This is a genomic window from Pseudomonas sp. NKUCC02_KPG, assembly GCF_019345465.1.
GTDB lineage: Bacteria > Pseudomonadota > Gammaproteobacteria > Pseudomonadales > Pseudomonadaceae > Aquipseudomonas.
Genome location: NZ_JAHKRC010000008.1, coordinates 54,741 through 72,177, shown reverse-complemented (window position 1 = coordinate 72,177; position 17,437 = coordinate 54,741). Strand labels below are relative to the sequence as shown.

General features: G+C 57.7%; 17 protein-coding genes and 1 pseudogene. 9 read left to right on the top strand and 9 right to left on the bottom strand.

Annotation, left to right across the window (positions count from 1 at the left end):
* The first annotated feature begins 118 nt into the window (after nt 1–118).
* Nucleotides 119–574: a DUF721 domain-containing protein gene (locus tag KO536_RS12845; protein WP_133077383.1), complete on the top strand. Its 456-nt coding sequence runs from the start codon at nt 119–121 to the stop codon at nt 572–574.
* Nucleotides 575–589: 15 nt separating this feature from the next.
* Here the strand turns inward: KO536_RS12845 and KO536_RS12840 are convergent, their stop codons facing one another.
* Nucleotides 590–2,074, bottom strand: a complete 1,485-nt coding sequence (locus KO536_RS12840; RefSeq protein WP_133077382.1) for a helicase HerA-like domain-containing protein — start codon at nt 2,072–2,074, stop codon at nt 590–592.
* A gap of 195 nt (nt 2,075–2,269) precedes the next feature.
* Between KO536_RS12840 and KO536_RS24550 the strand changes: the two are divergent.
* Together KO536_RS24550 and KO536_RS24545 are read left to right on the top strand one after the other, a co-directional pair.
* A pseudogene (locus tag KO536_RS24550) lies at nt 2,270–3,301 on the top strand (cache domain-containing protein); the annotation flags it as partial.
* 93 nt (nt 3,302–3,394) lie between these two features.
* Nucleotides 3,395–4,159, top strand: coding sequence for a methyl-accepting chemotaxis protein (locus tag KO536_RS24545; protein ID WP_374105705.1), 765 nt, complete (start codon nt 3,395–3,397; stop codon nt 4,157–4,159).
* Here KO536_RS24545 and KO536_RS12830 read toward each other — a convergent pair.
* The gene (locus tag KO536_RS12830) at nt 4,082–4,342 is read right to left on the bottom strand and encodes a hypothetical protein (RefSeq protein WP_133077380.1); all 261 of its coding nucleotides are present in this window, start codon (nt 4,340–4,342) and stop codon (nt 4,082–4,084) included. The two genes, KO536_RS24545 and KO536_RS12830, sit on opposite strands and share 78 nt — an antisense overlap.
* Before the next feature lie 132 nt (nt 4,343–4,474).
* Nucleotides 4,475–5,323: a formyltetrahydrofolate deformylase gene (gene purU, locus KO536_RS12825; RefSeq protein ID WP_016782207.1), complete on the bottom strand. Its 849-nt coding sequence runs from the start codon at nt 5,321–5,323 to the stop codon at nt 4,475–4,477.
* Nucleotides 5,324–5,674: 351 nt separating this feature from the next.
* Here purU and mvaT point away from each other — a divergent pair, with 351 nt between their 5' ends.
* Entirely contained in the window at nt 5,675–6,052 is a 378-nt protein-coding gene (mvaT, locus tag KO536_RS12820; RefSeq protein WP_133077379.1) for a histone-like nucleoid-structuring protein MvaT, read from the top strand.
* Nucleotides 6,053–6,128: 76 nt separating this feature from the next.
* Here the strand turns inward: mvaT and sbcB are convergent, their stop codons facing one another.
* From sbcB to KO536_RS12805, 3 genes are all read right to left on the bottom strand, one after another.
* Nucleotides 6,129–7,580: an exodeoxyribonuclease I gene (gene sbcB / locus KO536_RS12815; RefSeq protein ID WP_133077378.1), complete on the bottom strand. Its 1,452-nt coding sequence runs from the start codon at nt 7,578–7,580 to the stop codon at nt 6,129–6,131.
* A gap of 67 nt (nt 7,581–7,647) precedes the next feature.
* Nucleotides 7,648–8,007 carry a PilZ domain-containing protein gene (locus tag KO536_RS12810; protein ID WP_133077377.1) on the bottom strand — a complete coding sequence of 120 codons (360 nt, stop codon included), beginning with the start codon at nt 8,005–8,007 and terminating at the stop codon, nt 7,648–7,650.
* Between the two features lie 180 nt (nt 8,008–8,187).
* Nucleotides 8,188–8,568, bottom strand: coding sequence for a tetratricopeptide repeat protein (locus KO536_RS12805; protein WP_133077376.1), 381 nt, complete (start codon nt 8,566–8,568; stop codon nt 8,188–8,190).
* A gap of 161 nt (nt 8,569–8,729) precedes the next feature.
* Between KO536_RS12805 and pyk the strand changes: the two genes are divergently transcribed.
* Nucleotides 8,730–10,181 carry a pyruvate kinase gene (pyk, locus tag KO536_RS12800; RefSeq protein WP_133077375.1) on the top strand — a complete coding sequence of 484 codons (1,452 nt, stop codon included), beginning with the start codon at nt 8,730–8,732 and terminating at the stop codon, nt 10,179–10,181.
* 68 nt (nt 10,182–10,249) lie between these two features.
* On the opposite strand, the gene KO536_RS12795 is transcribed toward pyk, so the two are convergent.
* A complete protein-coding gene (locus KO536_RS12795) occupies nt 10,250–11,188 on the bottom strand; it encodes an iron-sulfur-binding ferredoxin reductase (protein WP_219262061.1) in 939 nt (312 codons plus the stop codon).
* Between the two features lie 333 nt (nt 11,189–11,521).
* Between KO536_RS12795 and KO536_RS12790 the strand changes: the two genes are divergently transcribed.
* Nucleotides 11,522–13,045, top strand: coding sequence for a fumarate hydratase (locus tag KO536_RS12790; RefSeq protein WP_133077373.1), 1,524 nt, complete (start codon nt 11,522–11,524; stop codon nt 13,043–13,045).
* A 75-nt stretch (nt 13,046–13,120) separates the two neighbouring features.
* Here KO536_RS12790 and yiaY read toward each other — a convergent pair whose 3' ends face one another.
* Nucleotides 13,121–14,269, bottom strand: coding sequence for an L-threonine dehydrogenase (gene yiaY / locus KO536_RS12785; RefSeq protein WP_133077372.1), 1,149 nt, complete (start codon nt 14,267–14,269; stop codon nt 13,121–13,123).
* 138 nt (nt 14,270–14,407) lie between these two features.
* On the opposite strand from yiaY, the gene KO536_RS12780 reads away from it, so the two are divergent.
* Nucleotides 14,408–15,433: a DUF4917 family protein gene (locus KO536_RS12780; protein ID WP_133077371.1), complete on the top strand. Its 1,026-nt coding sequence runs from the start codon at nt 14,408–14,410 to the stop codon at nt 15,431–15,433.
* Nucleotides 15,434–15,448: 15 nt separating this feature from the next.
* On the opposite strand, the gene KO536_RS12775 is transcribed toward KO536_RS12780, so the two are convergent.
* Nucleotides 15,449–15,781 carry a YegP family protein gene (locus tag KO536_RS12775; protein WP_133077370.1) on the bottom strand — a complete coding sequence of 111 codons (333 nt, stop codon included), beginning with the start codon at nt 15,779–15,781 and terminating at the stop codon, nt 15,449–15,451.
* Between the two features lie 172 nt (nt 15,782–15,953).
* On the opposite strand from KO536_RS12775, the gene KO536_RS12770 reads away from it, so the two are divergent.
* On the top strand, nt 15,954–16,493 hold the full coding sequence (locus KO536_RS12770) for an RNA polymerase sigma factor (RefSeq protein ID WP_133077369.1): 540 nt from the start codon (nt 15,954–15,956) through the stop codon (nt 16,491–16,493).
* Nucleotides 16,490–17,431: a FecR domain-containing protein gene (locus tag KO536_RS12765; RefSeq protein ID WP_219262060.1), complete on the top strand. Its 942-nt coding sequence runs from the start codon at nt 16,490–16,492 to the stop codon at nt 17,429–17,431. The genes KO536_RS12770 and KO536_RS12765 overlap by 4 nt, the downstream gene beginning before the upstream one ends.
* The last annotated feature ends 6 nt before the right edge of the window (nt 17,432–17,437 follow it).

Genomic DNA, 17,437 nt, shown 5'->3' with positions numbered 1-17,437 from the left:
ATAAGAACAAGAAGTTACTCATTGATTTCATGAATAAATGTTCATGAACCTCGATCTGAGCGAGTGAAACCGGCGGTTTCTGCTAAGATTGCGGCTCTGCTTTCTCAGGTGTTTGAACATGGCATTTCGCCCACATCCAGCACGGGCACCCTCCGTTCTGCTCCGCGAGGCCAAGCCCCTAAAAGCCATTTTTGGTCATGCAAAGCGTCTGGCGCACCTGCAGCGCTTGCTTGAAAGCCAGCTCCAGCCAGCCGCACGCGAGCATTGCCACGTCGCTTCGTGGCGTGAAGGCAACCTGTTGCTAATCGTGACTGACGGCCACTGGGCCACTCGCCTGCGCTATCAGCAAAAACGCCTGCTGCGCCAACTGCAGGCATTTGACGAGTTCGCCAGCCTGACCCGGATTCTCTTCAAAGTGCAGCCGCCCACAGTGCAGGCCAAGGTTGCGGGGCATACGCTGGATTTATCCGAGGATGCCGCCCAGACCATCCAGGCAACGGCCGACGGCATTACCGACCCGGCCTTGCGCGCCGCCCTTGAGCGCCTGGCGAGTCACGCACGACCTAAACCCTGACCCGCTCCCACCGTTTTACTTGCGCTTGCTGCTGCCCAACAACGACCCCAGCAGCCCCCGAACCAACTGGCGCCCCATCTGGCTGGCCGCCTGGCGCGCCATCGACTGCAGCGCCTTGCCTGCGGTCGAACCCAGAAAGTCTCCCGCCTGATCCAGAAACCCCGGCTCGTGCGGCGCAGCCTGTGTCTGCGCCTGGTCTTGCGGCGCCACGCCCTTGCGGGCCATGAGAATCTCGTACGCCGACTCCCGATCCACAGGCTTGTCGTATCGCCCCTGCAGCGCAGAACCGCGAATCAAGGCCTCGCGCTCGGCTTCAGTCAACGGACCAATACGCGATTGCGGTGGCGCAATCAGTACGCGCTGGACCATGGCTGGCGTGCCTTTTTCTTCAAGCATGCCCACCAGCGCCTCCCCTGTACCCAGCTCTGTCAGTACCGCCAACGCATTAAACGCCGGATTCGGACGAAATCCGTCAGCCACGGCCTTCAGGGACTTCTGCTCCTTGGCCGTAAAGGCCCGCAGGCCATGCTGGATACGCAGCCCCAACTGCGCGAGCACCGTATCCGGCAAGTCCGCAGGCGATTGAGTGACAAAATACACCCCGACACCCTTGGAACGGATCAGGCGTACGACTTGTTCCAAGCGATCCTGCAACGCTTTTGGCGTCCCGGCAAACAGCAGGTGCGCCTCGTCAAAAAACAGCGCCAGCAGGGGTTTGTCCGCGTCGCCGCGCTCGGGCAGTTGCTCGAAAAGCTCCGCCAACAGCCACAGCAGAAAGGTTGCGTACACCTTTGGCGCTTCATGAACCAAGCGACTGGCATCAAGCAGATGAATCTGCCCGCGACCGTCACTGGCAGGCTGCAAAATATCTTCGAGTTGCAGTGCCGGCTCCCCGAACAGGGCTTCAGCACCCTGCTGTTCGAGGGTTGCCAGACGCCGCAACAGGGCCTGACTTGAGCCGGTGGTCATCAGGGCGGCGTCATCGCCCAATATTTGAGGGTTATCACGCAGATGATTGAGGAGCGCCTTCAGGTCTTTGAGGTCGAGCAACAACAACCCTTCACGATCCGCCACCTTGAAGGCTGCATAGAGCGCCGACTGCTGGCTATCGGTCAGCTCCAGCAGGCTGCCTAACAGCAACGGCCCCATTTCACTCAAGGTTGTACGCAACGGATGACCGGTCTTGCCCTGGATATCCCACAAGGTCACCGGATACGCCTTGGGCTGGTAATTGAGCCACGGCATTCCCGCAATCCGCTCCGCGATTTTCCCCTGGGGGTTGCCGGCCGCGCCCAAACCGCACAGATCGCCCTTGATGTCAGCGGCAAAGACTGCAACTCCGGCATCGCTGAACTGTTCGGCCAAACGTTGGAGAGTCACGGTTTTACCCGTCCCCGTGGCACCCGCCACCAGCCCGTGCCGGTTGGCAAGGCGCAAGGACTGAGCGATGGGCTGACCCGAAAGGTCGGCACCGAGTACTAGAGCAGAAGAGTCAGGCATTTTGCCACCTTTGATTAATCTTTCGCGATCGCGGGTCGATACACCTTGAATGCTAGACCAGAAAAAACCGGATTTAGCGTCGTAAAGCGCCTTGATGAACACTCAACCTGCCCGGTTAAGGCGGTGATGTGTAGCACGCGCGTTTTACCAGAGTGTATGCCTCACACTTTTAGACCTTAGCGGACCCTTCAAGCCATGAATAAAAACCTGCGTTTCAGCCATAAAATCCTGCTTGCCGCGTCCCTGATCGTAATAGCCGCCTTTTCGCTATTTACGCTGTACAACGACTACTTGCAACGCAATGCCATCCGCCACAACCTGGACAGCTACCTGCACGAAATGGGCAGCGTCACGGCCAACAACATACAGACATGGCTGGGAGGCCGGATTCTGCTGGCGCAAAACCTCGCCGAATCCATCGCCCTCACTCCAGAGCCCGCCCAGGTGGCGAACCTGCTGGAGCAAAAAACCCTGAGCAGTACGTTTATGGCCGTTTATTTTGGTGACAGCCAGGGCGGCTTTACCATTCGCCCTGACAGCAAAATGCCTGACGGCTACGACCCGCGTACCCGCCCCTGGTACAAGGATGCGCTGAACAGCGCCTCCTCAAGCCTGACTGAACCCTATATAGATGCAGCCACCGGCCAGATGGTTATTTCCATCGGTGCCCCGGTTAGAGAATCCGGGCAAACCCTGGGCGTCGTCGGCGCCGACCTGACGCTGCAAACCATTACCGACAGCATCAATGCCCTGAACTTCAATGGCATGGGCTACGCCTTTCTGATCAGTGCCGACGGCAAGATCCTGGTCCACCCGGACAAAACCCTGGTGACGAAAAACCTGAAGGATGTCTATCCCCAGGACACGCCTTCGATCAACGCCGGGTTCAGCGAGATCCAGGTCGACGGCAAAACCCGTATCGTGACCTTTGCGCCGGTCAAAGGCCTGGGTTCGGTCAACTGGTACATCGGCCTGTCCGTTGACAAGGAACAAGCGTTCGCAGCGCTCAGCGAGTTCCGAACGTCGGCCATCATTGCCACCGTGATTGCAGTGGTTTCGATCATTGCCCTCCTCGGCCTGCTGATTCGCCTGCTGATGCAGCCACTGCACGTCATGACCCGTGCCATGCAGAACATTGCCGAAGGTGAAGGCGACCTGACGCGCCGCCTGGTGGTTGAGTCCCAGGATGAGTTCGGCATGCTGGGCAGTGCGTTCAACCGTTTTGTCGAACGCATTCACTCGTCGATCAGCGAAGTGGCCTCGGCGACTGAACAGGTCAACGAAGTGGCCCTGCGTGTCGTCAGCGCATCCAACTCATCGATGCTCAACTCGGACGAGCAAGCAAGTCGCACCAACAGCGTTGCAGCTGCGATCAACGAATTGGGTGCCGCCGCGCAAGAGATCGCGCGCAATGCGGCCCAGGCATCACACCAGGCCAGCGATGCACGCGGCCTGGCCGAAGAAGGCCAGCAAGTGGTGGAACGCAGCATCAACTCGATGCAAAAACTGTCGCAAATGCTCGGCACATCCAGCGGTCATATCGAGTCGTTGAACGACAAGACCGTGAACATCGGACAGATCCTTGAAGTGATCACCAGCATTTCTCAGCAAACCAACCTGCTGGCGCTTAACGCTGCCATTGAAGCGGCTCGTGCTGGCGAGGCCGGGCGCGGTTTTGCCGTGGTGGCCGATGAAGTTCGCAACCTGGCACACCGTACCCAGGAGTCGGCGCAGCAAGTACAAAAGATGATCGAGGAGTTGCAGGTCAGCGCCCGCGGTTCAGTGAGCACCATGGAAGAAAGTCAGCGTCACAGCCAGGACAGCGTAGAAATCGCCAACCGCGCAGGCGAGCGCCTGATCAGCGTGACCGAACGCATTGGCGAGATCGACGGGATGAACCAGTCCGTCGCCACGGCAACCGAAGAGCAAACCTCGGTGGTCGAGTCGATCAACATGGACATTACCGAAATCAATACGCTCAACCAGGAAGGGGTTGAAAACCTTCAGTCAACGCTTCGGGCCTGTTCCGACCTTGAACAGCAGGCTGCCCGCTTGAAGCAACTGGTGGGTAGTTTCCGCATCTGAGTGACAGTCAGCCGCTTCAAGCCTGTCGCTTGAAGCTTGCTGCAACTGCTCCCAAAGCCTGGCGGCATCGGCAAAATCGGTGCCGTCCTCCGGGCTCAGCGCATCCGGATCATAACGACTCAAACAGCCTTCACCCACAGTGGCGGGTGCACGGGATGTAGCGTTGTCGAGTGGATCACTCATGTCACCTCCCCTGCACTGCTGCAAACCTTTGGGAGCTGGCTGCCTGCAATACAGGCAACCCGGCTCATATGAAACACCGAGGCGATACCATCGCGAGCAAGCCCGCTCCCGCACGTGTTGTGCAGTGAATGCTTAGAACACAACCGTCTTGTTGCCATGAACCAGCACGCGGTCTTCAAGGTGATAACGCAGGCCACGGGCCAGCACCATCTTCTCGACGTCACGACCGAAACGAACCATGTCTTCAATACTGTCGCTGTGGCTGACGCGCACCACGTCCTGCTCGATGATGGGGCCGGCGTCCAGTTCTTCAGTCACGTAATGGCACGTTGCGCCGATCAGTTTCACGCCACGCATTGATGCCTGGTGATAAGGCTTGGCGCCTACAAACGATGGCAGGAAGCTGTGGTGAATGTTGATGACCTGGCCTGCATATTCACGGCACAGATCAGGTGGCAGGATTTGCATGTAGCGCGCCAGCACCACCACTTCAGCATCATGATGCTTGACCAGACGCGAGACCTCGGCAAATGCCGGCTCTTTGTTCTTCGGGTCAACCGGGACGTGATAGAACGGGATGCCATGCCACTCGACCATGCTGCGCAAGTCATCGTGGTTGGAAATCACGCACGAAATATCGCAGTCCAGTTCATCGCTATGCCAGCGGTGCAGCAGATCTGCCAAACAGTGGGATTCGCGGCTCGCCATCAACACCACGCGTTTTTTCTGCGCCGTATCGGTAATACGCCACTCCATCGAGAACTCTTCGGCGATCGGGGCAAATGCCTCACGAAATGCCTCGAGACCGAAAGGCAGGGAATCGGCACGAATCTCGTGACGCATAAAGAACCAACCGCTCTGGTCGTCCGAGTGATGGCTCGCTTCAGTGATCCAGCCATTGTGGGAGGCAAGGAAATTGCTGACCTTGGCGACAATGCCGACGCCGTCGGGGCACGCAATCACCAACCGAAAAGTGCGCATGAGGGAAAAACTCCAAAAACTTTACTAAGGCCGCCATTCTAGCGAGTGCGCGGCAAAACTACAGTATTCGTTACGCCCTGCTGCCTGCGCCACGGCGTCGCGCTGCCTGTTCCACACGCCAGCACCGACGTGGCCTGCACTGTAATTGGCGTGTAACTGGCAGGCCTTATTAATCACCGTTATTAAGGCTGCTGTACCGCTCATTATTTAATGAGCGCGCATATAGAGACGGTGAAGTTAATGAATAAAATTTTAAATTAATCACCTGTTACAGGTTTACTTGCAGTTACTGTCTGACTACTATTGCGCCACTGTCTCCCTGTTACCCCTTTTCAACATAAGGTTATCCTCATGTCCTTGATCAACGAATACCGTGCAACAGAAGAAGCTATCAAAGAACTGCAAGCTCGCCTGAAGAACCTGTCCGAAGACGACAAACTTCAAACCGAGCTGGAATTTGAAGGCAAACTGCGCACGCTGATGGGCGAATACCAGAAATCGCTACGCGATATCATCGCGCTTCTGGACCCAGAGTCCAAAGTAAGCAAAGCACCACGCGGTGTTGTTAAAACCACCGGCACCAAACGTGCCCGCAAGGTTAAACAATACAAAAACCCGCACAACGGTGAAGTGATTGAAACCAAAGGCGGCAACCACAAAACTCTGAAAGAGTGGAAAGCCAAGTGGGGCAGCGACGAGGTTGAAGGTTGGGCTACTTTGCTCGACTAAGTGATACCCCGCGCGCACACTTTTTGCGCCGCTAATAAAAAACGCCAGCTTGCTGGCGTTTTTTATTGCCTGTTTTTTAATCCGTACTCTCCGTGCACGCATCCAGCCCAACGCGACGGCTCAACTCCCGTGCATAACGCTGCCATTCGCCCAGCAGCTTTAGCTGAGCCGCCGTGGCGCTGCGGGACAGCTCGTCCGCTGCCTGCATGAAGTTATCCAGGGTCATGGGGGCTCCCATGGCAGGATCAGTCAAACGTTGTTGGCAGAACAGATGCCAGCGTTCAACTTCTTCAGCACTCAAGGTATGAGGAAAGTTTCGGGCCCGGTAGCGGAATAATAATTCGGGTAACCGTTCATCATCAAAAGCCCATGTATCGTTGGCCAACTGCTCCGGGTCACTGAGTCTGACTTGCTCACACAAGCGACGATCGCGATCACCGAAAAAGCCGTCATACAATTGCTGCTCCGGATCTTCACTGGGGGCAAAGTCTTCGCGGGTATAAATGGCCGACAACTTATCCTTCCAAACTTCCTGTGCCTCGCTCAGGCGAGCGGCTCGTGCTTGATAGAGCGGCATATCCAATTGCAAGCGCTCTTGATCCTGTGCACGCACTACATTCAAGGGCGCCACCACCGGACAACGATTAATCTGAATCAGCTTTAGCGGAACCGGCAATTGACCTTCGGGCAAATCTTCACGACGGGTGTAAAGCATTGTGCGCAAAGTGTCGGCATCCATGTCCAGTAATGGCTGAGGATCAAAGTGCAGATCGCACACAATCAGCGCATTGCGATTCTTCGGATGCCAGGCCAGCGGCAATACCACGCCCACATAATGTCTGGCCGCAGAAAAGCGTCCCGAAATATGCACCATCGGTTGCAACAGACGAACTTGATCAAGCACGCGCTGCTTACTGCGCAACTGGAATAACCAGTCATATAACTTGGGTTGTTTGTCACGGATCAGCCGAGCCAGTGCGATGGTTGCCCGCACATCGGACAACGCATCGTGGGCCTGACCATGATCAATCCCGTTGGCGGCCGTCAAACGCTCCAGCTTGAGCGTCACCCGCCCGTCTTCCTGAGGCCAGACGATCCCTTCAGGACGCAGGGCGTAGGCTGTACGCACGACATCGATCAAGTCCCAGCGACTGTTGCCGCCCTGCCATTCACGGGCATAAGGATCGAAAAAGTTTCGATACAGACTGTAGCGCGTTACCTCGTCATCAAAGCGCAGCGAGTTGTAGCCCGCGCCACAGGTACCGGGTTGCGCCAGCTGGGCATGCGTGCGGGTCATGAACTCCGCCTCGCCCAAGCCTTTGTCTTCAAGGCGGCTAGGGGTGATGCCCGTGATCAGGCAGGCCATCGGATGAGGAAGAATGTCGTCGCTGGGCTGGCAGTAGAGATTGACCGGCTGATCAATCTCGTTGAGTTCCAGGTCGGTGCGGATACCGGCCACTTGCACGGCTCGATCGCAGCGCGGATTAATGCCGGTCGTTTCGTAGTCGTACCAAAAAATAGAGGTCACGGGGTGTTCCTGAGCAGTAGACCTCAACAGTCTAGGCGCTCAAACCCGGGCAAGACCAGCCTTGGAGCTAGGCAGAGGCCTGCAAGGGCTGAAAACTGAAGTAGCGCTGCAGGGATGTAATCAATGCCGCGTATTCGGCAGGCGGCTGATACAGGACAAAGCCGGAGTCGTAATAATGAGGCGTTACATCCTCATGACACCACATGCAACGCGCCGTCAGATCAATAAACTGCGGGTATCCTTCGGTATCGGGAAGCTTGAGCCGAAACTCGAAGTTGGCGTCCACCAGCATCGGTAGCTGACTGATCAGCATCAGGCCACCCTCGGACACATTACCCAAAAAACCAATGGGCTTGTCCGTGAACCTATTGAACACTTTTAGGAAAAACGTCAGTTGATGCCGCTGGATAAGCCGCTCGATAACCATGATCACTATCACTTTAAAAGGCCATTCAGCATGGCCGCGCTAGCGCCTCGAAACACCCTGCCCGCCTGAGGCACAGCCCCCAGGCACTACACCTTATTGGATACGCACAAATACATGACAAGCTCAAACGAGTTGAATATTAGTCAACCGACTCCAAATGACCAGTTTAAATTTCGTACATCATGGAATGACTGCAGGTAGCGCCTGAGCCGTTGTCCCGGGCCCCGGGATGAATTTGAGAATGCGCAGGGTCTCAATCCGCGCCTTGGCCCGATAGGCGTACTCGCTCTTGGGAAATTCATTGATGATGTACTGATAGGTCTGGGCCGCATCCAGGTAAAACTTCGTACGTTCCAGACACAACCCACGGAGCATAGCTGTTTGTGGCCAGATATACGGACGACTGCGACTGTCGCGGTCAACCTCGGACAACTCAAGCATCACCGCTTCGCAGTTGCCGCGGTCATAAGCACGGTAGGCATTGTTCAAATGGTGATTCATCGACCAACGGGTACAGCCGGCCACACTGGCAACCAACACTAAAATGAGCACAATTCGCATGGGGATCTCCTGTTCACCACAGTGTATCGACCCCACGGTCAAATTCTTCAGGCAACAGATCCGATGCACCACAACTTAAGCAGAAAGTAGTGCAGAGGAACAATGACTACAGCTAAAGACCATAGTAGCCTTTGGCAGCGCTTGAACTCAGGAGTCTTTGCATGTCTGTTCGTCGAACCAAAATTGTTGCCACACTTGGCCCTGCCAGCAATTCACCAGAAATGCTGGAGCAGCTGATCCTCGCTGGCCTGGACGTTGCCCGTCTGAACTTCTCCCACGGCACTCCCGATGAGCACAAGGCTCGCGCCAAGCTGGTCCGTGAGATCGCGGCCAAGCATGGTCGTTTCGTCGCCCTGCTGGGTGACCTGCAAGGCCCGAAAATCCGTATCGCCAAATTCGCCAACAAAAAGATCGAGCTGAAGATCGGTGACAAGTTCACCTTCTCCACCAGCCATCCGTTGACCGAAGGCAACCAGCAAGTGGTCGGTATCGACTACCCCGACCTGGTTAAAGACTGCGGCGTGGGCGACGAGCTGCTGCTCGACGACGGCCGTGTCGTCATGCGTGTAGACACTGCCACCGACGACGCCCTGCACTGCTCCGTGCTGATCGGCGGCCCGCTGTCCGACCATAAAGGCATCAACCGTCGCGGCGGCGGTCTGACCGCTCCAGCCCTGACTGAAAAAGACAAGGCTGACATCAAGCTGGCTGCCGAAATGGAAGTCGACTACCTGGCCGTATCCTTCCCTCGGGACGCTGCGGACATGGAATACGCCCGTCAACTGCGTGACGAGGCTGGCGGTACTGCCTGGCTGGTCGCGAAGATTGAACGCGCTGAAGCCGTGGCTGACGACGAAACCCTCGACGGCCTGATCAAGGCCAGCGACGCGGTAATGGTTGCCCGTGGCGACCTGGGCGTTGAAATCGGTGATGCAGAGCTGGTGGGCATCCAGAAGAAAATCATTCTGCACGCACGTCGCCACAATAAAGCGGTGATCGTAGCGACCCAGATGATGGAGTCGATGATCCAGAACCCGATGCCAACTCGCGCCGAAGTGTCCGACGTTGCCAACGCTGTTCTCGACTACACCGACGCCGTAATGCTCTCGGCCGAAAGTGCTGCCGGTGCCTATCCACTGGAAGCCGTACAAGCTATGGCACGTATTTGCGTCGGCGCTGAAAAGCATCCGACCAGCAAGACCTCCAGCCACCGCATCGGTAAAACCTTCGAAAGCTGCGATCAAAGCATTGCACTGGCGGCCATGTACACCGCCAACCACTTCCCGGGTGTCAAAGCGATCATCGCCCTGACCGAAAGCGGGTACACGCCGTTGATCATGTCGCGCATCCGTTCTTCGGTGCCGATCTACGCGTTCTCCCCGCACCGTGAAACCCAGGCCCGCGCCGCGATGTTCCGTGGCGTGTACACCGTACCGTTCGACCCGGCTTCGCTGCCGCCAGAACAGGTCAGCCAGGCTGCCATCGACGAGTTGCTCAAGCTGGGCGCTGTTAAAAATGGCGACTGGGTCATCCTGACCAAGGGCGACAGCTACCACACCATCGGTGGCACCAACGGCATGAAGATTCTGCATGTCGGCGACAAAATGGTTTAAGCCTTACAAGGCTCTAGCCCAAAGCCCCGCCTGAGTGATCAGGCGGGGCTTTTTTATGGCTGCCAGACTTAGCTGCGCGTCAAGAAAGCATCCGCCAGCAGCTGATTACGAGGCAGTCCGGCCAGAAACAGACGCTTGGCAAACCCATCGACACTGTCGGGATGCCCACAGACCAGCGCGTGGGTCTGGCGCGAAACAATGCGCATCTCAAGCAAGTACTCCGGCAACTGATGACGCTCCAGGTGCTCGACTACAAGGTTGGGGCAAGTGCCCGCCAGGGCGGACAATGAGTCCTTGAGGTAATACTCGCTTTCATCACGCGCCACATGCACCAGCAAAATCGGCCCTTGATGGTCCTGACGCAACGCCTCGCGCAACACGCCATACAGCGGCCCCAAACCGGTGCCCGACGCCAGTAGCCAGAGCGGCTGCTCCTGCCAGTCCGGGTCGTAACGCAGCGCGCCACCGCGCAACTCACCCAGCCGCACACCCTCCCCGACCTTGAATTGGCGGGCAGCGCTGGCGAACTCACCGGGGTGAGCGCAATCGAGGTGAAACTCCAGAAAGCGGTCTTCTTCGGGCAGACTGGCCAGCGAGTAAGGACGAGCGATACCACTGGCGGTCCACAGCACCACATGCTGGCCTGCGCGATAACGCAAAGGGCGCTGCGGCAAAAGACGCAGACGCAATACCGTCGGGCTCAGCCAGTCGAGCGCCGCCACCTCGGCAGGCAAGCCGTCGCGCACGGGATCAAACGCTTCAACCTCCAGATCTTCGACCACCTGGCACTGACACGCCAGGCGCCAGCCCTGCTCACGTTGCGCCCGGACCAAAGCGTCGGGCTTGAGATCCACGGGCTCACCCCTCACGCAGCGCACCAGACACGCATGGCAACTGCCCGCCCGGCAGCTGTAGGGCACAGCCACACCGGCCTGATTCAAGGCGTCGAGCAGATTGGTGCCATCGGCAACCGACCAATGCCGGTCGGCAACGTGTAATTCGGGCACTCAGGCCTCCGCAGGATAATTCTGTGGGAGCGGACTTGCTCGCGATTGCATCACCGCGGTGTACCAGGTTCACCGTGCAGCCTGCATCGCGAGCAAGCCCGCTCCCACATGGGGTATGGGTTGATTGATAGATCTTTATCGCAGCCTTCGCCAGCGGCTACAAGTTTTGCCCGTGCGGGTGTATCAAGGAGTGTACCGGGTTATACTGCCGCGCCGTTTTTGTACCGGTCATGCGTGCCCGGTATGCCTAGCAAAGATGTTTTCGACAGACCGATACACCAAGGTCGCAAACACCTTAATTGAATGTTCCCGTCTTATAGAGGAGCGCGACCCATGACCGTGATCAAGCAAGACGACCTGATTCAGAGCGTTGCTGACGCCCTGCAATTCATTTCCTACTACCACCCCGTGGACTTCATCCAGGCGATGCACGAGGCCTACCTGCGCGAAGAATCGCCAGCAGCCCGTGACTCGATGGCGCAAATCCTGATCAACTCGCGCATGTGTGCCACTGGCCACCGCCCGATTTGCCAGGACACCGGCATCGTCACCGTTTTCGTGCGCGTAGGCATGGATGTACGCTGGACCGGCGCCACCATGGGCCTGGACGACATGATCAACGAAGGCGTGCGTCGCGCTTATAACTTGCCGGAAAACGTCCTGCGCGCTTCGATCCTGGCCGACCCGGCAGGCGCCCGTCGCAACACCAAGGACAACACCCCTGCGGTCATCCACTACTCCATCGTTCCGGGTAACACCGTGGAAGTGGACGTAGCGGCCAAGGGCGGCGGTTCCGAGAACAAGTCGAAAATGGCCATGCTCAACCCGTCCGACTCGATCGTTGACTGGGTGCTCAAGACTGTTCCGACCATGGGCGCGGGCTGGTGCCCACCGGGCATGCTCGGCATCGGCATCGGCGGCACCGCTGAAAAAGCGGCCGTGATGGCCAAGGAAGTGTTGATGGAGTCCATCGACATTCACGACCTGATCAAGCGTGGCCCGTCCAGCCGTATCGAAGAGATGCGCATCGAGCTGTTCGAGAAGGTCAACCAACTGGGTATCGGCGCCCAGGGCCTGGGCGGCCTGACCACTGTTCTTGACGTGAAAATCATGGACTACCCGACCCACGCAGCGTCCCTGCCGGTGTGCATGATCCCGAACTGCGCGGCCACCCGTCACGCCCACTTCGTACTGGACGGCTCCGGCCCTGCAGCACTCGAAGCGCCACCGCTGGACGCCTACCCGGAAATCGTTTGGGAAGCAGGCCCGTCGGCCCGCCGTGTCAACCTCGACACCCTGACCCCGGAAGACGTGCAGAGCTGGAAGCCGGGCGAAACCGTCCTGCTGAACGGCAAAATGCTGACCGGTCGTGACGCTGCGCACAAGCGCATGGTTGAAATGCTGAACAAGGGTGAAACCTTGCCGGTAGACCTCAAGGGTCGCTTCATCTACTACGTGGGCCCGGTTGATCCGGTGCGCGACGAAGTGGTTGGCCCTGCCGGTCCGACCACCGCCACGCGGATGGACAAGTTCACCCGTCAGATCCTCGATCAAACCGGCCTGCTGGGCATGATCGGCAAATCCGAGCGCGGTCCTACCGCCATCGAAGCCATCAAGGAACACAAAGCCGTGTACCTGATGGCCGTCGGCGGTGCTGCGTACCTGGTAGCCCAGGCGATCAAGAAATCGCGCGTGGTGGCATTTGCCGAACTGGGTATGGAAGCGATCTACGAGTTCGACGTCAAAGACATGCCCGTCACTGTGGCAGTCGACAGCAACGGCGAGTCGGTCCACATCACCGGCCCGGCGATCTGGCAGAAAAAAATCAGCGACAGCCTGGCCGTAGAAGTGCAATAAGCGCTTTTAAAGCCAGACATAAAAACGGCCGGGTTAATAACCCGGCCGTTTTTTTATGCCCTCAAACCAGCCCGCTTAAAACGCGTTACGGAAGATTTCCTCAATCTGCCCCTGATCTGCCTTGCGCGGATTGGTCAAACCACACGCATCTTTCAAGGCATTGGTGGCCAGGATCGGGATGTCATCCAGCTTGGCCCCCAGATCACGCAGCCCCGCCGGAATCTCGACGTCCCTGGCCAGCGTACGAATCGCCGCAATGGCCGCCTGGGCGCCCTCTTCCGGGCTCAGGCCGCGCACATCGGCACCCAGTGCATGGGCCACGTCGGTCAAACGAGCCGCGCACACACTGGCGTTAAAGGTTTGCACATGGGGCAGCAATACTGCGTTGCACACACCATGGGGCAAGTCATAGAACCCGCCCAACTGGTGGGCCATCGCATGCACAAAGCCCAGGGATGCGTTGTTAAAGGCCATACCGGCCATGAACTGCGCGTAAGCCATGTTTTCGCGCGCCGTCAGGTCCTTGCCGTCATTCACCGCCTGGCGCAGGTTCTGACTGATCAGCTCCATTGCCTTGATCGCGCAGGCATCGGTAATCGGGTTGGCTGCGGTCGACACATAAGCCTCAATGGCATGGGTCAGCGCATCCATGCCCGTGGCTGCCGTCAGGCCTTTAGGCATCGCGACCATCAACTCAGGGTCGTTGACCGACAGCAACGGCGTGACGTTGCGGTCGACAATGGCCATTTTTACGTGGCGCTCTTCGTCTGTGATGATGCAAAAACGCGTCATTTCACTGGCCGTACCAGCCGTGGTGTTGATCGAAACCAGCGGCATTTGCGGCTTGGCCGAGCGATCGACACCTTCGTAATCACGGATATGCCCGCCATTGGTCGCGCACAGCGCAATGCCCTTGGCGCAGTCATGGGGCGAACCGCCGCCCAGCGACACGATAAAGTCGCAGTGCTGCGCCTTGAGCACCAGCAGTCCCGCCTCTACGTTGGCAATGCTCGGGTTAGGTTTGGCACCGTCAAAAATCACCGAATCAATGTCTTGCAGCGCGAGCTTTTCAGCGATCAAGGTCGCAACCCCCGCCTTGGCCAGCCCCGCGTCGGTCACAATCAATGCCTTGCGAAAGCCATAGTTGCGGATCGCAGTCATGGCCTCGTCCAGACAACCATTACCCATGATGTTGACGGCGGGAATAAAGAAAGTACTGGTCATGTCGAGTCCTCTTGACGGGTCATTGGCTAAATCGGTTCTTTACAGCTTCGCCCAATCACAATGCAGCAATGTTGATCTGGCTCAACACTTGAGCGTGATAAAGTCCGCTACCGCCCACGCCTTGAGACGATATTTGCGATGACACCCTTCCAGGAATTTGATGCCGAACTAGAAGACTGGAACCAGTTACGCACCAGCACGCCGTGCAGCGGTCTGCTGATCGGTAACGGCGCGAGCATGGCCGTGTGGCATGACTTCTATTACGACTCACTGTTTGATAAAGCCAAGAGCGTAGCCGAAAAACCGCTGAGCCAGACCGAACTCAGCGTGTTCGAAGCCCTTGGCACCCGCAATTTCGAACATGTACTGAGCGCCCTCAAGACCGCGAGCAAGGTCAACAAGGCACTGGCCATCAACTCGGCCTCACCGCGCAAACGCTATTACGCCATCAAGGAAGCCCTGATCAACTGCACTCAGGACATCCACATCCCCTGGCGCCTGATGCAGCCCGACACCCTGGCTTGCTGGCACGAGGAACTGGCGCGCTATGCCACCGTGTATTGTTCCAACTACGACCTGCTGGCGCCCTGGGCTGTCATGCAGGCACCCAAGCAGTTCAATGACCTGTTCAATGCATCCGGTTCGACCTTTGAATTGAGTGCGAGCGCCGCCAAGGGCAAAACCACCCGTATGCTCTACCTGCACGGAGCGTTGCACCTGGTCAGGAATCAGGAAGGCAAGGCCCGGAAAATCACGGCCAGCGAGCCCACCTTGTTGAGCAACTTCGCCATTAACCACTCGATCAGCGCACTGGACGATGTACCGTTATTTGTCAGCGAAACCAGCAGTGACGACAAGCGCAAATCCATTCGCCAGTCCGATTACCTGTCTTTTTGCCATGAGCAGCTAATGGCTCACAAAGACGCGCTGTGCATTTTTGGCCATAGCTTGAGCGAGCAGGACCAACACCTGATCGACGCCTTGCGCCTGGCGCCGCTCAAAACCCTGTGCATCGCCATCTACCCGCGCAGCGAGGCGTTTATCCGTTTCCAGAAAAACCATTACACCGCGCTGTTTGCCGACAAGAAACTGGCACTTCGCTTCTTCAATTCAAAGACTCACCCGCTGGGCCTCAGCCGACACTCCGTGCCGGTAGAGGCTTGACCCACACCACGTCCCTCAGAGCTTCTCTTTGATCACCGTCGTCGGGCCGTTGTGTTTGACACTGGCAATGCCTTTGTCCCGCGCGGCCTCTGAGCTGTACAACTCACTGGTACCAATGACCTGGTGATTGGCCGCCTTCAGATTGAAGTAGGGCTTGCCATCCTTGGCCGCTTTTTTCTCGTAGCGCTCATCCAGCGGGCTGTTGGCCTGAACCGAGGCAATCCCGGCCTTGGCCGCCGCGAGCGTGGTGTACTGCTCACTGACCAATATCGTTTCGGCATTCGCCGCTTTCAATACAAAACGAAACTGCCCGCTGCTGGTCTTGCTCAATTCGTACCAACCCGACATAGCCTTTCTCCTGAAAATAAGGGTGCCTGCGCTTATTCAGTAAAGACCCCACAGGCTATTTATCCATTTATCGACAGGAATGAACGGGACACGCATTTTCAACGAGACAAATAGCAATGGTTATCGATACCATTCGCGACTTATTTGCATCGCTGTGTTCACAAGGATCTTCATGTCAGGCCTTAAACCCGACCCGCCCGCGGCCGATCACTTTCGCGAGTTCTATACGCAAATTCTGCACTTTCTGCGCAAGCGCACCGACAACACCAGCGATGCAGCCGACATGACCCAGGATGTTTTCACCCAATGGCTGGGTTATCAGGACCGGGCCAAGGTCGAGCAGCCACGGGCTTTTTTATTTCAGATGGCGCGCAATCTGTTGCGCGACCACTGGCGGCGCCAGCAAGTACGACAAGCCGTGCACGGCGAGCACGCCGAGAGTGAAGCCGAACCCTTAAGCGATGAGAGGGATGACCCGATGGCCGCGGCCCAGCGTCAGCAGCGCCTTGAGCAGCTCAAAAGCGTGCTTGCAGAACTCTCGCCCAGGCGCCGCGAAGCCCTTATGCTGCACCGTTTTGAAGGCTTGAGTCAGGCACAGATTGCCGCACGCATGGGGATTTCCGTGAGCATGGTCGAAAAGCACATTGCCCTGGCCTTACTGCACTGCAAGCAACATCTACAACGGGACAGCGGCAAGGAGCAGCCAAAATGAGTCCTTTTCAAGAAGCCGGGCACGAGAGCATCGATGAACAGGCGGCCCATTGGTTTTCGCGCAATCGTAACGAGCGCGACCCATCCAGCCGAGAGCAATTCAACAGGTGGCATGCCAACCCGGCCCATGCACAGGCCTATGCCGAATTCCAATCCCTGTGGGCTGATCTGGGCGAACTTGAACGGGTAAACCGTCCCGTAACGCTTCCCGTGCGCCCCCGGCGATTCAACGCAGCGCTGGCCACCGCGGCCGCCGTCCTGTGCGCCGTCTTTGCGCTGAACCTGGGAGCCCCAGTGGCCCTGCACCAGCTGCACGTGAGCACCTCGGCCCAAGGCGGGCGCACGGTATCACTGCCTGACGGCAGCACCTTGAATGTCAATGCCAACACCCGGGTACGCCTCGAATTCAGCGCACAACAGCGCGATATATATCTGGATCAGGGCCAGTTCTATATCGACGTAGCGGCCAATAAAGAGCAACCACTGGTGGTGCATGCTGGCGATGCGCGCATCCGGGTAGTCGGCACCGGATTCGATGTCCGGCGCAGCTCACGCCAATTGGTGGTCAGTGTCGCCCATGGCCAGGTTGCGTTTACCCCCGATGCCACCTCTTCAACCCTGCTTGGCGCTCAGCAACGCGCCACCTACGACTACGCCAGGCACTCACTGCAAGAGCAAAACCTGGGCCCTGATGAAGTGGCGGACTGGCGCAGCGGGCACCTGTCCTTTCGCAATCGCGAACTGGCCAGCCTGGTGGACGAGCTGGACCTGTACCGCCCCGGCGTCATCCAGCTTGCCGATGGCCCCCTCGCTCGCTACAAGGTCTCCGGCAACCTGGACACCCGCGATCCACTGGCACTGGTCAAGGCCCTTCCCGCGTTGATCCCGGTAAAAAACGTGCTGCTGGACAACGGAATCATCCGCATCGAACCTCGCTAAAAAAAC

What these genes read in the sequence shown, in the direction of transcription:
- KO536_RS12790 (WP_133077373.1), top strand. Translation starts at nt 11,522, where the DNA reads ATGACCGTGATCAAGCAAGACGACCTGATTCAGAGCGTTGCTGACGCC.
- mvaT (WP_133077379.1), top strand. Translation starts at nt 5,675, where the DNA reads ATGTCCTTGATCAACGAATACCGTGCAACAGAAGAAGCTATCAAAGAA.
- yiaY (WP_133077372.1), bottom strand. Translation starts at nt 14,269, where the DNA reads ATGACCAGTACTTTCTTTATTCCCGCCGTCAACATCATGGGTAATGGT.
- KO536_RS24545 (WP_374105705.1), top strand. Translation starts at nt 3,395, where the DNA reads ATGCTCAACTCGGACGAGCAAGCAAGTCGCACCAACAGCGTTGCAGCT.
- KO536_RS12770 (WP_133077369.1), top strand. Translation starts at nt 15,954, where the DNA reads ATGTCAGGCCTTAAACCCGACCCGCCCGCGGCCGATCACTTTCGCGAG.
- KO536_RS12810 (WP_133077377.1), bottom strand. Translation starts at nt 8,007, where the DNA reads ATGGTTATCGAGCGGCTTATCCAGCGGCATCAACTGACGTTTTTCCTA.
- KO536_RS12775 (WP_133077370.1), bottom strand. Translation starts at nt 15,781, where the DNA reads ATGTCGGGTTGGTACGAATTGAGCAAGACCAGCAGCGGGCAGTTTCGT.
- KO536_RS12840 (WP_133077382.1), bottom strand. Translation starts at nt 2,074, where the DNA reads ATGCCTGACTCTTCTGCTCTAGTACTCGGTGCCGACCTTTCGGGTCAG.
- KO536_RS12830 (WP_133077380.1), bottom strand. Translation starts at nt 4,342, where the DNA reads ATGAGTGATCCACTCGACAACGCTACATCCCGTGCACCCGCCACTGTG.
- KO536_RS12805 (WP_133077376.1), bottom strand. Translation starts at nt 8,568, where the DNA reads ATGCGAATTGTGCTCATTTTAGTGTTGGTTGCCAGTGTGGCCGGCTGT.
- KO536_RS12780 (WP_133077371.1), top strand. Translation starts at nt 14,408, where the DNA reads ATGACACCCTTCCAGGAATTTGATGCCGAACTAGAAGACTGGAACCAG.
- KO536_RS12845 (WP_133077383.1), top strand. Translation starts at nt 119, where the DNA reads ATGGCATTTCGCCCACATCCAGCACGGGCACCCTCCGTTCTGCTCCGC.
- pyk (WP_133077375.1), top strand. Translation starts at nt 8,730, where the DNA reads ATGTCTGTTCGTCGAACCAAAATTGTTGCCACACTTGGCCCTGCCAGC.
- purU (WP_016782207.1), bottom strand. Translation starts at nt 5,323, where the DNA reads ATGCGCACTTTTCGGTTGGTGATTGCGTGCCCCGACGGCGTCGGCATT.
- KO536_RS12765 (WP_219262060.1), top strand. Translation starts at nt 16,490, where the DNA reads ATGAGTCCTTTTCAAGAAGCCGGGCACGAGAGCATCGATGAACAGGCG.